The 15,969-nt window shown below is 59.8% G+C and carries 20 protein-coding genes; 8 read left to right on the forward strand and 12 right to left on the reverse strand.

Going from position 1 to position 15,969, the window contains the following annotated elements:
* Positions 1-8: 8 nt before the first annotated feature.
* The 7 genes from QA644_RS20940 to dnaN all read right to left on the reverse strand — a co-directional run bounded on the left by QA644_RS20940 (position 9) and on the right by dnaN (position 5,016).
* Positions 9-161, reverse strand: a complete 153-nt coding sequence (locus tag QA644_RS20940; RefSeq protein ID WP_027510599.1) for a hypothetical protein — start codon at positions 159-161, stop codon at positions 9-11.
* Between the two features lie 279 nt (positions 162-440).
* The gene (locus tag QA644_RS20945; RefSeq protein ID WP_074066368.1) at positions 441-1,421 is read right to left on the reverse strand and encodes a complex I NDUFA9 subunit family protein; all 981 of its coding nucleotides are present in this window, start codon (positions 1,419-1,421) and stop codon (positions 441-443) included.
* 112 nt (positions 1,422-1,533) lie between these two features.
* On the reverse strand, positions 1,534-1,821 hold the full coding sequence (locus QA644_RS20950; RefSeq protein WP_283072423.1) for a DUF1330 domain-containing protein: 288 nt from the start codon (positions 1,819-1,821) through the stop codon (positions 1,534-1,536).
* Positions 1,822-1,902: 81 nt separating this feature from the next.
* Positions 1,903-2,595: an orotidine-5'-phosphate decarboxylase gene (pyrF, locus tag QA644_RS20955; protein ID WP_194728721.1), complete on the reverse strand. Its 693-nt coding sequence runs from the start codon at positions 2,593-2,595 to the stop codon at positions 1,903-1,905.
* 1 nt (position 2,596) lies between these two features.
* A complete protein-coding gene (locus QA644_RS20960; protein ID WP_283070420.1) occupies positions 2,597-3,184 on the reverse strand; it encodes a histidine phosphatase family protein in 588 nt (195 codons plus the stop codon).
* Between the two features lies 1 nt (position 3,185).
* Positions 3,186-3,779, reverse strand: coding sequence for a phospholipid N-methyltransferase PmtA (pmtA, locus tag QA644_RS20965; protein ID WP_194728723.1), 594 nt, complete (start codon positions 3,777-3,779; stop codon positions 3,186-3,188).
* A gap of 118 nt (positions 3,780-3,897) precedes the next feature.
* A complete protein-coding gene (dnaN, locus tag QA644_RS20970) occupies positions 3,898-5,016 on the reverse strand; it encodes a DNA polymerase III subunit beta (protein WP_074066373.1) in 1,119 nt (372 codons plus the stop codon).
* A gap of 243 nt (positions 5,017-5,259) precedes the next feature.
* Between dnaN and rsmI the strand changes: the two genes are divergently transcribed.
* From rsmI to QA644_RS35185, 5 genes are all read left to right on the forward strand, one after another.
* A complete protein-coding gene (gene rsmI / locus QA644_RS20975) occupies positions 5,260-6,180 on the forward strand; it encodes a 16S rRNA (cytidine(1402)-2'-O)-methyltransferase (RefSeq protein ID WP_246763257.1) in 921 nt (306 codons plus the stop codon).
* 34 nt (positions 6,181-6,214) lie between these two features.
* Positions 6,215-6,412: a hypothetical protein gene (locus tag QA644_RS20980; protein ID WP_283070424.1), complete on the forward strand. Its 198-nt coding sequence runs from the start codon at positions 6,215-6,217 to the stop codon at positions 6,410-6,412.
* Positions 6,413-6,620: 208 nt separating this feature from the next.
* Complete coding sequence (locus QA644_RS20985; protein WP_074066375.1) at positions 6,621-7,124, forward strand: cupin domain-containing protein; 504 nt, start codon at positions 6,621-6,623, stop codon at positions 7,122-7,124.
* Between the two features lie 94 nt (positions 7,125-7,218).
* Complete coding sequence (gene gshB, locus QA644_RS20990; protein WP_074066376.1) at positions 7,219-8,166, forward strand: glutathione synthase; 948 nt, start codon at positions 7,219-7,221, stop codon at positions 8,164-8,166.
* Between the two features lie 361 nt (positions 8,167-8,527).
* A complete protein-coding gene (locus QA644_RS35185) occupies positions 8,528-8,941 on the forward strand; it encodes a hypothetical protein (RefSeq protein WP_338112275.1) in 414 nt (137 codons plus the stop codon).
* Positions 8,942-9,195: 254 nt separating this feature from the next.
* Here QA644_RS35185 and cysK read toward each other — a convergent pair whose 3' ends face one another.
* Together cysK and QA644_RS21005 are read right to left on the reverse strand one after the other, a co-directional pair.
* Entirely contained in the window at positions 9,196-10,158 is a 963-nt protein-coding gene (cysK, locus tag QA644_RS21000) for a cysteine synthase A (RefSeq protein WP_283070426.1), read from the reverse strand.
* Positions 10,159-10,291: 133 nt separating this feature from the next.
* Positions 10,292-10,909, reverse strand: a complete 618-nt coding sequence (locus QA644_RS21005; RefSeq protein ID WP_283070427.1) for a LysE family translocator — start codon at positions 10,907-10,909, stop codon at positions 10,292-10,294.
* A gap of 233 nt (positions 10,910-11,142) precedes the next feature.
* Here QA644_RS21005 and QA644_RS21010 point away from each other — a divergent pair, with 233 nt between their 5' ends.
* Positions 11,143-12,216, forward strand: coding sequence for an IS110 family transposase (locus QA644_RS21010; RefSeq protein WP_283070428.1), 1,074 nt, complete (start codon positions 11,143-11,145; stop codon positions 12,214-12,216).
* Positions 12,217-12,485: 269 nt separating this feature from the next.
* The gene (locus tag QA644_RS21015) at positions 12,486-13,046 is read left to right on the forward strand and encodes a cysteine hydrolase family protein (RefSeq protein ID WP_283070430.1); all 561 of its coding nucleotides are present in this window, start codon (positions 12,486-12,488) and stop codon (positions 13,044-13,046) included.
* Here the strand turns inward: QA644_RS21015 and QA644_RS21020 are convergent.
* On the reverse strand, positions 13,033-13,929 hold the full coding sequence (locus QA644_RS21020) for a DMT family transporter (protein WP_283070432.1): 897 nt from the start codon (positions 13,927-13,929) through the stop codon (positions 13,033-13,035). The two genes, QA644_RS21015 and QA644_RS21020, sit on opposite strands and share 14 nt — an antisense overlap.
* Positions 13,930-14,017: 88 nt before the next feature.
* Here QA644_RS21020 and QA644_RS21025 point away from each other — a divergent pair, with 88 nt between their 5' ends.
* Entirely contained in the window at positions 14,018-14,500 is a 483-nt protein-coding gene (locus QA644_RS21025) for an Lrp/AsnC family transcriptional regulator (RefSeq protein WP_074070133.1), read from the forward strand.
* A 25-nt stretch (positions 14,501-14,525) separates the two neighbouring features.
* Here the strand turns inward: QA644_RS21025 and QA644_RS21030 are convergent, their stop codons facing one another.
* Both QA644_RS21030 and dut read right to left on the reverse strand, forming a co-directional pair.
* Positions 14,526-15,425 (reverse strand): GNAT family N-acetyltransferase, encoded by a 900-nt coding sequence (locus tag QA644_RS21030; RefSeq protein WP_283070434.1) that lies wholly within the window; start codon positions 15,423-15,425, stop codon positions 14,526-14,528.
* Positions 15,422-15,892 (reverse strand): dUTP diphosphatase, encoded by a 471-nt coding sequence (gene dut, locus QA644_RS21035; protein WP_074066381.1) that lies wholly within the window; start codon positions 15,890-15,892, stop codon positions 15,422-15,424. The genes QA644_RS21030 and dut overlap by 4 nt, the downstream gene beginning before the upstream one ends.
* Positions 15,893-15,969 lie beyond the last annotated feature (77 nt).

A 15,969-nucleotide genomic window follows, 5' to 3' on the forward strand; every position in this document is an offset into this window, starting at 1 on the left:
CCTTTGCCTCAGTGGTTGAGAGAGGCTGTGGAGCAGGGATCGATGCCATAAGCCGGCGCGCAGCCGCCCTTCACCGCTGCGACCGAGCCGGGCGCAATGAAGGAACCTGCGAGGATAACCAGTGCCGCACACGCAAAAAGAAGCGCGATTGACTTGCCCATCGAATAAAGCCTTTCAAGTCGATTTAGCGCGCCGCAAATGGCGCTGAGTCCGTTTCAGGACGCGCGGGGTGTGTAGTCAGTGGAATGGCAAATAGCAATAAACGTTGCTGCTAAATGTGGCGTTAATTTCACTAAATTTTTAATGCGTCTTTTATGCAACGCCGTTCCGGCTCGGCGTTATAGAAAGCACGCGAAACTTGCCCGGTTGCCTGAAAGAAGCAAAAAGAAAAACGCCGTCTGTGAGCAAACACCGCGGCGTTCAACCGGTGCGATAATTTCTCAGGCTGATTTTCCCGAACCCGTGTACTGACCATGCGGGCGGTAATGCACCAGATACGACGGCAGTACGGAGGCCAGCATTGTCGGCGTGACGCCGAGAGCCTTCAACGTGAGGCCATCCGTTTCGGCCTTCGTTGAAACGACATTGTCGCGCTTCAGCAGGCGAACCTGATCGGCCGTGATCGGGGGCTTAACGAAGGGAATGAGCGAAGCGACGCTGCCGATCAGCGAAGCGATGCTGAAGGGAATGGAAACCAGCCGGTTTTTGCGGGCGGTGATCTTCAGCATGACCTGAAGACATTCGCGGAAGGTGAGCACTTCCGGACCGCCGAGTTCATAGATCATCCCGCTCGCAGCCTTGCCCTCGACGGCGCGTGCCACGGCTTCTGCCACGTCCTCTACGTAGACCGGCTGCAGCTTCGTCTTGCCGCCACCGATGAGGGGAAGCACTGGCGAAAGGCGAGCCATCTCCGCAAATTTGTTGAAGAAGCCGTCTTCCGGCCCGAAAACGATCGACGGACGGAAGATTATGGCGTCCTTCTTGGTCGAAAGGATTGCCGCCTCCGCGCGGCCCTTGGTGCGGGCATAGCTGGAATCCGAATTGGCGTCGGCGCCGATTGCCGAAATATGGATGAGCTTCGCGCCGGATGCCCGGGCGGCTTCCGCCACGGCGCGCGCACCGAATTCCTGCACCGCATCGAAGGTGTTGCGGCCGGCCTCAAAGAGCACGCCGACACAGTTGATGACGAAGTCGGCACCCTCGACGGCGCGATCGACCGAAGTGCGGTAGCGCAGGTTCGCTTGGACAAAAGAAATCTGGCCGACATTGCCGAGCGGCTGCAGAAAACCTGCCAGATCCGGCCGCCGCACGGCGACGCGGATGCGATAGCCGCGCTTTGCGAGGGCGCGCACGATATGCCTGCCGAGAAAGCCAGAACCTCCGAACACGGTCACGAGCGGCGGCAGGTTGGCAAGGGTCATGGCAGGCTCCTCGAAAGGCTTGGATGGACGCGTTGATCGGCACTCGTATTAGCCGAAACCCGGCGCGACGGAAAGGTCCATCTTGCCTCAGCTTCGCAGATCCAAAGAGTGCTCAGACGCCTTCAACAACCACCATTTCCGCGTCGGCGACTTCCTGGCGGATCTTGGCGGCAATCTGGTATTCCGGGGAGTTGTAGCAATCGACCGCAGCCTGCATGGACGGGAACTCGATGACGATGTTTCGGGCTCGCGATTTACCTTCAAGTTCGGTGATTGCACCGCCGCGGGCGAGGAAGTTTGCGCCGTATTTTTCAAAGGCCGGCTTAGCTGCCGCGGCGTAATCCTTGTAGCGCTCGGGATCGCGAACATCGACGCGTGCAATCCAGTATCCTTTTGCCATGGTTATCTCCTCCTGTTGACGGTTGCCCACGTCATCCAAATCGCTGATATGTTCAGTATCAGCCGCGTCCTTCGCCAAGCGTCAGAGCGCGGCTTCCATCTCGGCAAGAATGGCGCGTGCCGCTTCCTTCGGATCGGGCGCCTTGACGATCGGGCGGGCGACGACGAGGTGGCTTGAGCCGGCCTTCAGCGCATCGGCGGGGGTCATGACACGCTTCTGATCACCCTTTTCACTACCTGCCGGGCGGATGCCGGGGGTGACGATTGCCATTCCGGGTCCGACGATTTTCCGAACGGCCGCGGATTCTTCCGCGGAGCAGACGACGCCGCCCATCCCGGCGAGCAGCGCCTGTTCGGCGCGGCGCAGCACCAGTGTATGCGGGTCGTATTCGTAACCTGCAGCGATCAGATCCTGTTCGTCCATCGAGGTAAGGACGGTCACGCCGAGCAGGCAGAGTTCGGAACCCTTTGCCGCTTCGACGGCAGCCTTCATCGCCTTGGGATAGGCATGCAGCGTCAGCATGGACATACCCATCTTCACGATGTTCTCGACGCCGGAAGCGACCGTGTTGTCGATATCGAGCAGCTTCATGTCGAGGAAGATCTTCTTGCCGCTCTGTGCGAGATCGCGTGCGAATTCCAGACCGCCGGCGAAGACAAGCTGATAGCCGATCTTGAAGAAGAGAACGTCGTCGCCGAGCGTCGAGACGATCTGTTCCGCCTCGCCAAGTGTCGGAACATCCAGCCCGACGATCAGCCGCTCGCGTGCGTTCATCTCACATCCGTCCCTGCCAGTTTTCCATGGGCGTCCAGTCGCATGATAAGCGCCGGTCTGCAAGGCTGAAACAATAGAGATTGCCGCCACCGGGCGGCTGATCGCGATCGCGCGCCATGACGCGGCTCTCAAGATGGCATTTCAACAGCGTGCCGACCCCGCCATGCCCGACAAAGGCGATCGGCTCGTTCGGATCGTGATCGGCGAGAACAGCTTCGAAGGCCGAAACGATGCGCTGCTGCGCATCGGCGGCACGCTCCCAGCCTCTGAAACTATCTTGCGGATGCGCGAAGAACCAGTCGGCAGCTTTCTCGAACTCCGGAGGCGGCAGGAAGCCCGTTGCGGACCGGTCGTTCTCATGCATGCCATGTCGGATTTCGATGGCCACGCCTGCCGTCGCAGCCAGTATTTCCGCGGTCTCGATGGCCTTCGTCTCGTCGCTGGAAATAATACGGCGCAGTTTCCTCGCCCAGCTGCTTTCAGCCGCCTTGCGCGCGCGCGCCTCGCCGATCTCGGATAAACCCCATTTGGGCACCGCGACGTTCGGATCGATTTTCACTTGCGGGTGGGTGATGTACAGCCCGTGCATATCAGCTGCGTCGGTAGATCCAGAGCTGGGCCGGCGGGATATTGCGGACGATGAAATCGAAATGCTGGATGTGGTAGCGCTCCGGCCGCGCGATGATCGGCGAGACCGGACCATAGGAAATCTGCACGACCGGCCTGCCTGCCGGAATACGGTCGAGCAGGCTTTCCAGAAGCGCAATTCGCGCCTGCATCGGGAAGTTCAGCAGCGGCACGGCCGAAACGACGGAATCGAACGTCTGATCCTTGAGGTCGCCGAGCGTCTTGTCGAGGTCGAAGGCGTCGCCATTGATGAAGCGGACACTGGGGTAAAGGCGGACGAGATGCTCGTAAAAATCCGTCGAATATTCGATGGCGACGAGATTTTCCGGCTTCACGCCGCGCCCGAGGATCGCCTTGGTGATCGCGCCCGTGCCGGGACCGAGTTCAAGAACCGGGAGGCCGGAATTCAGGTGGATGACGCTTGCCATCTTGCGGGCGGTGATGGAGGAGGTGGGAACGATGGAGCCGACAGTTTTCGGCCCCTGCATCATGCCCTTGAAGAAACGGATTTCTTCATCGAACTTCTTGCCGAGCCGTTCTTTCAGCCGCAACGCCATGCCGTCCTCCACGAATAATGTACCAAAACCGCTAGCTATCTATTTGCCATCCTCTGGCGCAAAAACAAGACCAAACGTCGCAATCGGCAAACTTTACCGCTGCAAATGCGACGTGCGTTTACACGCGCATCGGCATCAGAACGTAAAGTGCATCATCGCCGGCGGTATCGCGAATGAGCGTCGGCGAGCCTGCATCGGCAAGCAGAAAAATCGCCTGATCGCCGGAAAGCTGCGCCGTGATGTCGAGCAGATATTTGGCATTGAAACCGATTTCCATGGAATCCGTGTCGTAACCGACGGCGACTTCTTCCGTCGCGCTGCCAGAATCCGGATTGTTGACGGTGAGCAGAAGCTGGCCGTCTGATAGTGCGAGCTTCACGGCGCGACCGCGCTCGGAAGAAATCGTCGAAACGCGGTCGACAGCCTGGGCGAATGTCGTGCAATCGACGCGCATTTCCTTGTCGTTGCCGGTGGGGATCACACGCTGGTAATCCGGAAAGGTGCCATCGATGAGCTTGGAGGTCATAACGATCGAGTCGATGCCGAGGCGGATTTTGGCATCTGAGACTTCGACGGTGACCACCGCATCGGGATTGTCGACGAGCTTCTGGAGTTCACCGACCGTCTTGCGCGGAATGATGATGCCAGGCATGCCTTCGGAGCCGGAGGGCGCCTTCACGTCGGCACGTGCGAGGCGGTGGCCGTCGGTCGCTACCGCGCGCAGCTTCAAGTCGCCCTCGCTTTCGATCGTGTGGAAGAATATGCCGTTCAGATAGTAGCGCGTTTCTTCGGTCGAGATCGCAAACTGCGTGCGGTCGATCAGCATCTTGAGATCGGCTGCCTTCAGCTTGAAGGAATGCGTGAACGTGCCGGCGGTGAGATCCGGGAAATCGGATTCCGGCAGGCACTGCAGCGAGAATTTCGAGCGGCCGGACTGGACAGCCATCGAGCCGCCATCCGTCGAGGTTGCCAAAAGAACTTCCGAACCGTCCGGCAGTTTGCGCACAATGTCGTAAAGGAGATGCGCCGGAACCGTTGTGGCGCCGCCCTGCTCGACATTGGCGGGCGTGGCTTCGGTCACTTCGAGATCGAGGTCGGTCGCCTTCATGTCGAGCTTCTGGCCATCGGCGCGCAGCATGATATTGGACAGGATCGGGATCGTGTTGCGACGTTCGACCACGCGGTGAACGTGGTTCAGCGACTTCAAAAGGTTTGACCGCTCAATAGTTATACGCATGGGATGCTACCGCTTTCGACCGTTACTGCCCCAGCGCGCTAAACGCGCCGGAAGATGCTGTCCGGCTCCGGGCCGGAGGAGTGGACAGGCAAAATGGCAGAACTTTGTTGACGAATGCAAGGGGTGCGAGACGCAGCAGCGCTGCAATTGCCGTTTTCCGGGACAATGCTCACAGAAATCCGAACACTTGCTGCGGGCCAAACCCCCGCGCATAAAGGCAGAGAGCCAAAGGAGCCATCGAAATTGAATAATGAGGAAACAGCGGGCGAGGGCGGCAGGCAGCGCGGCTATCGCCTGCACAATGTCGCCATCCCAGCCCGCCCGCTGGAAGCGGCGCTTTATCTTGTCGCTACGCCGATCGGCAATCTGGGCGATATCACGTTGCGGGCACTGGAAACGCTGGCGGGTGCCGATGTGCTCGCCTGCGAGGATACGCGCGTGACCCGCGTTCTGCTCGACCGATACGGCATTCAGAACCGGCCCTTTGCCTATCATGAGCACAATGCCGATGAGGCGGGTCCGCGATTGCTGCAGGCTCTGGAGGCGGGCAGGTCTGTTGCACTTGTCTCAGATGCCGGGACGCCGCTTGTCTCTGACCCCGGCTATCGCCTTGCACAGTCGGCGATCGAAGCAGGTTACCGTGTCGTGCCCATTCCGGGAGCATCGGCGCCGCTTGCCGCGCTTGTCGGCTCGGGCCTGCCGAACGACGCCTTTTTGTTTGCGGGGTTCCTCCCGGCGAAGGACAAGGCGCGGCGCGACCGGCTGGCGGAATTTGTCGCCGCTCCAGCGACGCTCCTCTTCTTTGAATCGCCCCACCGGATCGGCGCGACGCTGGCTGCTGCCGCCGACGTGCTCGGGCCTACCCGTAGGGCGTCCGTTTGCCGCGAACTGACGAAGACATATGAGGAGTTCCGCCGCGGCACGCTCGCGGAGCTTGCCGCGCATTATGCTGAAATCCACAATGTGAAGGGCGAGATCGTGCTCGTCGTCGGCCCACCGGAAGAGCGGCCGGCGGACGAAGCGGATGTGGGGGCCATCCTTGCCGACCTTGCGACTTCCATGCCGACGGCAAAGGCAGCCGCCGAAGCAGCACGCGTCACCGGATTGCCGCGCAAGGAACTCTACCAGCGCTTGCTAGATATGAAGGCCAAGGATGGGCGATAGCTACGACCATTAGCCGGCGAAAGATAGGTCGGCCATGTCTTCCGGCGCTGTGACGTCGGCATTCGTACCGAGGATCTGCGGCTGGCAGGTTCAAATGAATATGCGATGCCTGATTGTGGAATATGTCGAAGAACTCGGCTCGCAGCGGCTCGTGCATGGCCTTACGGGCGAACAGCCGCTGACGGCGGTCGTTTCCCGGAAACGGCGCTGGCACCGGAACTGCGTTTCGTGATCACGCCGCAAAAGCTGCATTTCTTCGCGCATGATACCGGCAAGCGCATCGGTGCCGGTGCTGCGATCACTGCTCATCATCCGGCAGTCGCAGACGCCATATCGTAGAGGTTTGAATGGATTGCTAAAATTTTAGCGGCCGCTTGAACGCCTCCGTTACGACTCTCTGCTATTCCGCAATGATTGGGGTAGCAAATTTGGGGGGTTCCATGGCCGTGAAGCTCATGCTCGCAAGCGCAGTCGCAATGGCTGCGCGTTCGCTGCCGTACGCGGTCGCGCCAACACGCGGCAGGAATTTCGTCGCACACTCCAGCGACCACCTGCCGATGAAATCGACGCCGATCAATCCTGACTGGATCGTCGATGGCAACCCGCAGGCGCGCACGGCCGAACATTCCCGCGGTCATGACGACGCATCGCTCACGGCGATCTGGGATTGCACAGCCGGCGAGTTCCGCTGGTTCTTCGGCTGGGACGAGACGGTGATGATCCTCGAAGGCGAGGTGCACGTCACCGCCGAAGACGGAACGGAACGCACGCTGCGCGCCGGCGACGTTGCGTTCTTCGCGGGCGGCACATGGGCGAACTGGCGGGTGGACAACTACGTCCGGAAGGTCGCTTTTCTGCGCAAGCCCTTCCCCAGGCCTGTGGCAATCCTCTATCGGCTTCGCAACCTGTTGCGCAGCAGCGGCCAGCAGGGTCTCGCGGCCTGAAATCTTTGATGCCCGCACCTGGAAGTCCTTGATTGACCGTTGCGTTTGCTTTGCTTGCGACCTACATCTGTCCGGCACTCACTGAGGGACGGAAATGGCCAATATCAAGAACGTAGCGGTCCAGATGGACCATGTCGCAGGCATCAACATTGCAGGCGATTCTACCTTCGCCATGAGTCTTGAGGCCCAAGCCCGAGGCTACAAGCTTTTCCATTATACGCCTGAGCGGCTGAGCCTCCGCGACGGCAAGCTTTACGCTTCCGTCGAACCGATGCTGCTGCGCGACATGAAGGGCGATCATTTCGAGCTCGGTGCGCCCGAACGGGTCGATCTTTCGACCATGGATGTCGTGCTGCTCCGGCAGGATCCGCCCTTCGACATGGCCTACATCACCTCCACGCATCTCTTGGAACGCATTCACCCGAAGACGCTCGTTGTCAATGATCCGGCCTGGGTGCGCAATTCGCCGGAGAAGATCTTCGTCACCGAATTTGCCGATCTCATGCCGAAGACGCTGATCACCAAGGATGCGGCCGAGGTCCGCCGCTTCCGCGACGAGATGGGCGATATCATCTTGAAGCCGCTTTACGGAAACGGCGGTGCCGGCGTCTTCCACTCGACGAGGGACGACCGCAACCTGTCCTCGCTGCTCGAAATGTTCGGCCAGCTCTTCCGCGAACCCTTTATCGCCCAGCAGTATCTTCCCGATGTCCGCAAGGGCGACAAGCGCATCATCCTGGTTGACGGCGAGCCGGCAGGCGCGATCAACCGGGTTCCTGCCGACCACGACAGCCGCTCCAACATGCATGTCGGCGGCCGCGCGGAAGCGACCGAGCTCACGGCGCGTGAAAAGGAAATCTGCCAACGCATCGGCCCGGCGCTCAGGGAACGCGGCTTCCTGCTCGTTGGCATCGATGTCATCGGCGACTACATGACCGAAATCAACGTCACGTCGCCGACCGGAATTCGCGAGGTCCGCAAGTTCGGCGGCGCTGATATCGCAAGCCTTCTCTGGGATGCGATTGAGCGCAAGCGCCCATAGGGTGTTCCGGCTTGTGTTCCCCTACAACCTGACTGCAGCAGAGACGTGAATTTAGGGGGGAAGGACTTGATTTTCCCTGCCGATAGCGGCGCGGAAACGGCATTCATTGTGCTGAGGAGTCGACACCTTTAAACACTTGTCGGGAGGCGCAAGTGTGGCGGGCAATGCAAAGAACCAAGCATCATTCGCAGATTTGAAGAACTTTATTGATCTTTTTCAAACGGTTATCTTGAATTGTAAGGCATATCGAAGCGGTGCCGGGGGCGCCGCGCGTGCTGTATATCCGATGGGGTCTCGAGTATCTGCAACAAACACTCCGGGGTCCGCGTTTAGTGGAAATAAGGTAACCGAAGGCGAACCAATGCCCTACAAGCGGTACGGCTTAGAGGAGAACTCCGACGGCACTTGGCGTGTCATAGACTACCGCGAAGGAAAGGCTGCGGAAACGGACGGAGCGGTTCTCGATCGGTTACCCCACGATACCGCGAGCAACCTTGAATTTATCCTTAACGCCCAAGAGAAGGGAATCGAGACGCGGAAGGGGAAGAGGAAGGCCAAGGCCTCGCCACGCCCAAAGGAACACGTCATGGCAACCGCGCGGTATAGCCATCGCAAGAACTTAAACATCTACTGGACGGTAGTCGATGCAGTCACCGGACAGGCGGTCGTTATCGATGGGGTGGTCATGGATATGCTCACCGAAGAGGATGCCGAGGAGTTGGTCGAGCGGCTGAACCGTAAGGATGAGGAAGGGAAACCGTTCAGTCGTCCCTGAGGCGGCCCCTGAATAGCTGCTGTAACGGGTCGATCATGTTCCACTCAACGAAACAAAGAGGAGTGGAACAATGAGATTTCCGATCAGCCCCGCCTTCATGCGGTTTTCGGGCCTGCGGCGATCACCGCGTACTCGGCGATCACCGCGTACTCAAGGTGGCGCGGAAGCAATTCCTATCGTATTGCCGGCGAACGGCTGACGGCGGCGGCCTGACGGAGAAAGGGGCGCCGAAGCGCCCCGATTACCTCCGAAAATCAGTTTCCGAGACCCTCAAAGAGGGCAGTCGAAAGATAGCGCTCCGCGAAGGATGGGATGATGACGACGATGTTCTTGCCGTCATTTTCCTCGCGGCTGCCGATCTTGATTGCCGCCGCCAGTGCCGCGCCTGAGGAAATGCCGACCGGAACGCCTTCAAGCCTGGCGACCAAACGCGCCGTTTCCATCGCCTGCGCGCTGTTGATGGTGACGACTTCGTCATAAATCTTCGTATCGAGGATCGCCGGGGCAAAGCCGGCGCCGATGCCCTGGATCTTGTGCGGCCCGGGCTGACCGCCGGAAAGAACCGGAGATTCCTCGGGCTCCACGGCGATTACCTTGATGCCCGGCTTCTTCGACTTCAGAACCTGGCCGGCGCCGGTGATCGTGCCGCCGGTGCCGATGCCGGAAACGAGGATGTCGACGGCACCTTCCGTATCGTTCCAGATTTCCTCGGCCGTCGTCTTGCGGTGTATTTCCGGGTTTGCCGGATTCTCGAACTGTTGCGGGATGATGGCGTCGGGAAGCGTTGCGGCAAGTTCTTCCGCCTTGGCGATTGCGCCCTTCATCCCCCGCGGCCCCTCGGTCAATACGAGTTCGGCGCCGAGCAGCGCCAACATCTTGCGGCGCTCGACCGACATGGTTTCCGGCATGGTGAGAATCAGCTTGTAGCCCTTGGCGGCGGCGGCAAAAGCGAGCGCGATGCCGGTATTGCCGGAGGTCGGCTCGATGAGCGTCGTCCTGCCAGGGGAAATTTTGCCTTGCGCTTCGAGGCTCTCGATCATGGCGACGCCGATGCGGTCCTTGACGGAAGCAATCGGATTGAAGAATTCGAGCTTGGCGAGCAGATTGGCCTTCACGCCCTTTTCCTTGGCCAGCTTGTCGAGGCGGACGATCGGAGTATCTCCGATGGTTTCCGTGATCGACGAGTAGATGCGGCCGCGGCCCGGTTTTCTCGACATGGTGCGCTCCCTTAATGATTGTTGCGCGAGAGAATAGGGTCAAAGGCCGAAGCAGGCCAGAGGGGCTTGATCCACGGAAGCGTCGTCCGAGAGAAAAAATCGTTTGGAAACGGTGCTTTGCCGAATGATTTTTTCAGGCTGCGCGTGCAGCGATAAAGGCTGCGGTTCCGGCCAGGATGCTCGCCGCGACCCTGTTGAGCGCTTGCAGCGCGCGCGGCTGTTTCAGCATCGTGCGGGCGCGCGACGCAAGCAGCATGTAAGGGATCAAAACCAAAAGCAGCACAACGAAGGTTGCGACTAAAAGTATGCCGTATTCTCGAGGGCCGATGTGGTTGATGTCGATTAGTGTCGGCACGAGGGCGACGTAAAAGAGCATCGTCTTCGGGTTGCCGAGCGTCACCAGAAGGCCGGACAGGAAGGATATGCCGATGCTGCTCGATCTGCGCGCGGTAATATCCTGCGGCAAAAGACCTGCCGTCCAGAGCTTGTAGGCAATGTAGCAGAGGTAAAGCACGCCGGCGAATTTGATGATGAGGAATATTCCGGTGAAGGTCTGCGCCACGAATGCAAGGCCGAGGATCACCGCCGTCAGGTACGTGATGTCGCCGAGAACAAGGCCGAGACCCATGAAGAAGGTCTCGCGAAAATTCGAGCCGAGCGCGCGGGCGACGATCGCGGTGATGCCGGGTCCGGGAATGATCGCAGCGATAAAAAGGGCGCCGCTATAGGCAAGCAGGGCTGCAACGGTCATCTTTGCTCTCCTCAGGCAGCTTCTCTTACTGATGCTACGGCCCGCTTTCAAGATGAAGTCACACGCTCGAATCAGATAGAAGTGCGCCGAAAGGGAGGCGGCATGAAAGAGGGCCGCGCCGCTGGAGAGAACGGATCACTGAGATGCAGTCGATGATCGAGGGACAGTCACACTTCCAGCCTTTCGGCTTACCTTACTGGGGTTCGGAAAATCTCAATAAGGGAGTTGGAAGCATGACTGCCTCTTATGATTACCATATCGGAGTCGATTACCACAAATCCTACAGCCACCTGGTGGTGCAGGACAGCGCCGGCAAGACGCTACGCTCGGGCCGCGTGAAGAACGATCGCCAGTCGCTTGGCGGGTTCCTCGAACGCTATCGGGAGAATTCGCAAGCGGTTGTCGAGGCCACCCGCAACTGGATGGTGATCTACGACTGGCTCGACGACATTTGTGATGATGTCGTTCTCGCCCATCCCTTGAAGGTCAAGGCAATCGCTGACGCCAAGATCAAGACCGACAAGATCGACGCGACGGTGCTGGCGCATCTGCTGCGGGCCGATCTGGTGCCGGAGGCCTGGGCGCCTGGAGAGCGAGCAAGAGAACTGCGCATCGCCCTTCGCGAGCGGATGTTTTATGTGCGGCTGCGCACGATGACGAAGAATCGCATAGTGACGGTGTTTGATCGGTATCCGGAGCAGACGGCGCAATTGAAGAAACTCGGCGATCTGTTCGGCAAGGCCGGCCGCATTCAGCTGGCGCAGGTCAAGGTCTCGGAGATCGACCGCATCCAGATCGACCGCGGTCTCGATTTCATCGGCGACATCGATGTGCGGATCAAGCAGTCGGAAGCAACGATCCGGGCGATGACCAAGGCCAATGCCAATGTGAGACTGTTGAAGACGATCCCCGGCATTGGCGAGTTCTTCGCCCGGCTGATCGATGCTGAGATCGACGACATATCGCGGTTCCGCACACCGAAGAAGCTTGCCGCCTATGCCGGTCTGGTGCCGTCGACCTATTCTTCCGGCGGCAAGACCTTCCACGGCAAGATCATCAAGCAGGGCAACAAGTGGCTACGCTGGGCGTTCGTCGAGGCGGTTTCTCCCGCCATCGCCACTGATGCGCAGCTTCGGGCCCAATACGAGCATCTGAAGATCAGAGGAACAAACAAGGCGCGTGTTGCCATCGCGCGCAAGCTTTTGACGATCGCCTTCCAGATCCTGCGTGACCAGCGCGCTTATGAGCCGCGCGGCATCGGCACCACCACCACGGAAGGCGCATCGACGATATCCCGGTTGTCCTGATCGGCCTCTAGCGAGCCCGGCAGGACTGGGCTGCGCTCCTCAGGGAGAATGGGAAACCGGGAGCCGAACGCCACTCTGTGACCGAAGCCACAGGCATCAGGTCACGCATTGGAGAATGGTTCGAGAACCGCAGGACGGAAACACCTGTCCAGCGGACGGAAAAGATTTAGCCCATCGGCGCAAATGCCCGTCAGACCATAACCGAACCCAAGGAAAAGCCGCCAGTTGAAGGCGTTTTGCCCCTTGTGTTCTTTCATTGGAGAAAGCCGATGACAACCGGACTGCTGCTGATCGATGTTCAGAATGCCATCTTGAAAGGCCTCGCAAGCACCGCGCGCCAGCCTTTGATCGACAAGACGCTGGACGAAACGGTGGCGCGTCTTGCAGAGGTTCTCCAAAAGGCCCGCGCGGTGAATGCACCGGTCGTCATCGTCCAGCATGACGGACACGCATCCCACCGTCTTGCCGAAGGCAGCGAAGGCTGGCAGTTGCGCGACGAGATTGCGCCTCAAGATCGCGAGATCGTCGTTCACAAGCGCAGCTGCGACTCGTTCTTCGAAACCGATCTCCAAGCGCGCCTCAAGGAGAACGGTATCACCAGGCTGGTGGTCGGCGGCTGCATGACCCAGTTCTGCGTCGATACCACCGCGCGGCGCGCCGTTTCCCTCGGCTACGATGTAACGCTGATGTCTGATGGACATATGACGGCCGACATGGGCGAACTCCGCTTCGAACAGATCATTGCCCACCACAATGTCGTGCTCGACGAGTTCGATGCCGGCAGCCACGAAATCCGGCTTGCACAGGCAGCGGCGATCAATTTCGGATAGGCCGCAGCCAACGCCCAGGCGTCCAGCCGAGATTCATTCCCGCTGCCGCAACAAGGATGATTGCCGCACCGAGGATCTGCAATGGCTGCAGTGCGCGACCAAAAGCGAGGCCGTCCACTGCGATCGCGACGATCGGGTAAATGAAGGAAAGTGCGCCGGTGAGATGTGTCGGCAGCTTCTGGATTGCGCCGTAGAGCAGTACATACATCACGCCGGTATGGACGACGCCCATCGCCACCAGAATGCACCACGATCCGGCCGTTGTAGGCAGGTCCGAAAAGTCGGTCACCGGCGCCAGCATGAGAATGCCGGTCGAAACCTGAATGAGCGCGATCAGGTGCGGCGGCGTGCCCTTCAGCCACTTTGCAGCAAGTGCCGCCAGCGCATAGAAGAAGGCCGCCCCAAGTGCCAGCGCAATACCCAGCCCGTAGCTGCCTGAAATGCCGCCGGCCTCAGGTTTGGCTTCGATAATCGCCACCATGCCGGCAAAGGCGAGCGCCAGCCAAAAGAGTTTCGCCAAAGTGATCTTCTCGCCGAGTAATGCGGCGCCGAGCGCCAGCAGCATGAAAGGTTGGGTATTGTAGACGGTGGTCGCGATCGAGATCGATGCGTGCGAATACGAGGCGAAAAGCAGCAGCCAGTTCGCCACGATGGCGATCCCGCCGAGCACCGCGATGCCAAAGGTTCTCGGCGAGAGAATGCCGGGCTTCAAGAATCCGAGCGCGCCGCAGATGACAAGAAGGCTCGCAGCCCCAAACAGGCAACGCCAGAAAACAACTCCGCTCACAGGCTGGCCGGACATGACGACGAACCAGCCGATCGTCCCCGAAATTACCATTGCTGCCGTCATCTCAACCGTGCCTTTGCCTATATCGTTCTGCATCGCGATCTCCTTTGTGCCTTGGAGATTATTGTGTTTGGATGCCAATCTCTATAATCTGCAATGCGCGATAGTCGAATTTCTCCTAATAATGAAAGGTAAACTCGCTTTGACGGCTAACGAAGCATCTCGCCTGGACAGCATCGACCAGCGTCTCCTCGATGCGCTGGCGCAGAACGCGCGTATTTCGCTAAAAGAGCTGGCGCAGGTGGCCAACCTCTCGTCGCCAAGCGCGGCGGAACGGCTGCGAAGGCTGGAGGAGCGCGGCATCGTCACTGCCTTCACGATCGATATCGATCCGGCTGCCCTCGGCTATCCGCTACAGGCAATCGTCCGCGTCCGGCCGCTGCCGGGACAGTTGCATGTCGTCGAGCGCATCATCCAGGAGACGCCTGAATTCATCGAATGCGACAAGGTGACCGGCGACGATTGCTTTATCGCCCGCCTCGTCGTCCGCTCGATGGGAGAACTCGACGGTATTCTGGACAAGGTGGCCGAAAAGGCTGAGACCAACACCTCGATGATCAAGGCTTCACCCGTCAAACGCCGCCTGCCGCCGCTTTCGAGCCGCTGAATAGATGCCTCGCGAACCGTTCTGTCTAGAAGTCCGCCATCGGCGAGAGCATCGCCGGCGACGCAGGCGCGAGATCGGTCGTACTGCGGACCATGAAGGCCGTACCGCTGTCGAAGGCGAGAGCCTCTCCGCGCCAGTCAAGCTTGTCCGGCGAAAAGAAGACGTCGACCTGTTCAGGCCCTTCGCCGAGCCTGCCGAGGATGACGGCAAGCGGCGGAATTTCCGTAGCGACGACGTCGAGCAGGCCGAAGCGGCCAGCCTCTCCGGCTTTCCACGCGATGACGGCTTTCTCCGCGTCGAGCCAGCTCAAACGAACCTCGGGATCGAGTTGGGTATTTACGAGAAACATCGCCGCATTGCCCGAAACGGCCAGCACATCCGAAACCGGTGCCCGCGTCTTCAGCGCCTCCTTCAGCAAAGCGAGATCGGCCTTATTCCATGGATCGAGCTCTCGGGCAGGTTTTCCCGCGGAATGTGGTTTCGGTGCTGCCCCGCAGTAGCGGTGCATCGGCAAGCTGCGGAAGCCGTAAGGTTCGTAGAGCAAAGGCTTGTCGGTATAGAGCACGATAGCCTCGAACTGCCGACTCTCGCACCATTCAAGCGCCTTACACGTTACGTCGCGGTAAAGCCCGCGTCCGCGCCATGGCGGGCGAACGGCGCCGGATTGGAAGGCGGCCGCGTTGATCTGCCGGCCGTTGACGACGAGTGGCATGGCAAAGGTGGATAGATTGGCGGCTAGCGTGTCGTCGGCGGCAAACCAGCCGAAAGGCATGCTTGTCGGATCCGGGCCACCGAGCTGCTGCAGCGGCCCGATATCGATGCCGAATGTATCGTCGAGGAGAGGGACGAGCGCTGCCCATGCTGCCCGATCGTCGAAATAGTCCTGACGAAAAGTCAGCCCGGCACTATCGAACGACTTGCTCAAACGCCGGTCGAGCCGAAGCCGCCGGCGCCGCGTGCCGTGGTGCTGCTTTCGGTGATCTCTGCAACGCGCACCTGAGTGACCGGCGCGATCACCATCTGCGCGATGCGCATGCCGCGCGTGATTTCGAATGGCTCATCGCCGAGATTGACGAGCAGCACCTTCACTTCGCCGCGGTAGTCGCTGTCGATCGTGCCGGGAGTGTTGAGGCAGGTGATGCCGTGCTTGAAAGCGAGGCCGGAACGGGGCCGAACTTGCGCTTCGTAGCCATCCGGAATTTCGAAGATGAAGCCGGTCGGCACCAGCGCGCGCTTGCCGGGCGCGAGCGTCATCGGCTCGTTATCGGCAACGGCCGCCCGAAGGTCCATGCCCGCAGCACCGCTCGTCTCATAGGAGGGCAGGTCAAGACCTTCGCCATTGGGCAAACGGACAAGGTTGAGCTGCGGACGGATGTCGTTGTGAATGGTCATGCGACATTACTTTGCGCCGGGAGGCCCAAGGTCAATTGCATTGGCGGGCTTTAATCGCTAGATACGCCGCAATTCCA

The sequence above is a fragment of the Rhizobium sp. CC1099 genome (genome assembly GCF_029714385.1).
Classification (GTDB): domain Bacteria; phylum Pseudomonadota; class Alphaproteobacteria; order Rhizobiales; family Rhizobiaceae; genus Rhizobium.

Bases quoted from the DNA above. Each gene is read 5' to 3' on its own strand.
- QA644_RS20940 (WP_027510599.1), bottom strand. From the start codon at position 161: ATGGGCAAGTCAATCGCGCTTCTTTTTGCGTGTGCGGCACTGGTTATC.
- QA644_RS20945 (WP_074066368.1), bottom strand. From the start codon at position 1,421: ATGACCCTTGCCAACCTGCCGCCGCTCGTGACCGTGTTCGGAGGTTCT.
- QA644_RS20950 (WP_283072423.1), bottom strand. From the start codon at position 1,821: ATGGCAAAAGGATACTGGATTGCACGCGTCGATGTTCGCGATCCCGAG.
- pyrF (WP_194728721.1), bottom strand. From the start codon at position 2,595: ATGAACGCACGCGAGCGGCTGATCGTCGGGCTGGATGTTCCGACACTT.
- QA644_RS20960 (WP_283070420.1), bottom strand. From the start codon at position 3,184: ATGCACGGGCTGTACATCACCCACCCGCAAGTGAAAATCGATCCGAAC.
- pmtA (WP_194728723.1), bottom strand. From the start codon at position 3,779: ATGGCGTTGCGGCTGAAAGAACGGCTCGGCAAGAAGTTCGATGAAGAA.
- dnaN (WP_074066373.1), bottom strand. From the start codon at position 5,016: ATGCGTATAACTATTGAGCGGTCAAACCTTTTGAAGTCGCTGAACCAC.
- QA644_RS20980 (WP_283070424.1), top strand. From the start codon at position 6,215: ATGTCTTCCGGCGCTGTGACGTCGGCATTCGTACCGAGGATCTGCGGC.
- QA644_RS20985 (WP_074066375.1), top strand. From the start codon at position 6,621: ATGGCCGTGAAGCTCATGCTCGCAAGCGCAGTCGCAATGGCTGCGCGT.
- gshB (WP_074066376.1), top strand. From the start codon at position 7,219: ATGGCCAATATCAAGAACGTAGCGGTCCAGATGGACCATGTCGCAGGC.
- QA644_RS35185 (WP_338112275.1), top strand. From the start codon at position 8,528: ATGCCCTACAAGCGGTACGGCTTAGAGGAGAACTCCGACGGCACTTGG.
- cysK (WP_283070426.1), bottom strand. From the start codon at position 10,158: ATGTCGAGAAAACCGGGCCGCGGCCGCATCTACTCGTCGATCACGGAA.
- QA644_RS21005 (WP_283070427.1), bottom strand. From the start codon at position 10,909: ATGACCGTTGCAGCCCTGCTTGCCTATAGCGGCGCCCTTTTTATCGCT.
- QA644_RS21010 (WP_283070428.1), top strand. From the start codon at position 11,143: ATGACTGCCTCTTATGATTACCATATCGGAGTCGATTACCACAAATCC.
- QA644_RS21015 (WP_283070430.1), top strand. From the start codon at position 12,486: ATGACAACCGGACTGCTGCTGATCGATGTTCAGAATGCCATCTTGAAA.
- QA644_RS21020 (WP_283070432.1), bottom strand. From the start codon at position 13,929: ATGCAGAACGATATAGGCAAAGGCACGGTTGAGATGACGGCAGCAATG.
- QA644_RS21025 (WP_074070133.1), top strand. From the start codon at position 14,018: ATGAAAGGTAAACTCGCTTTGACGGCTAACGAAGCATCTCGCCTGGAC.
- dut (WP_074066381.1), bottom strand. From the start codon at position 15,892: ATGACCATTCACAACGACATCCGTCCGCAGCTCAACCTTGTCCGTTTG.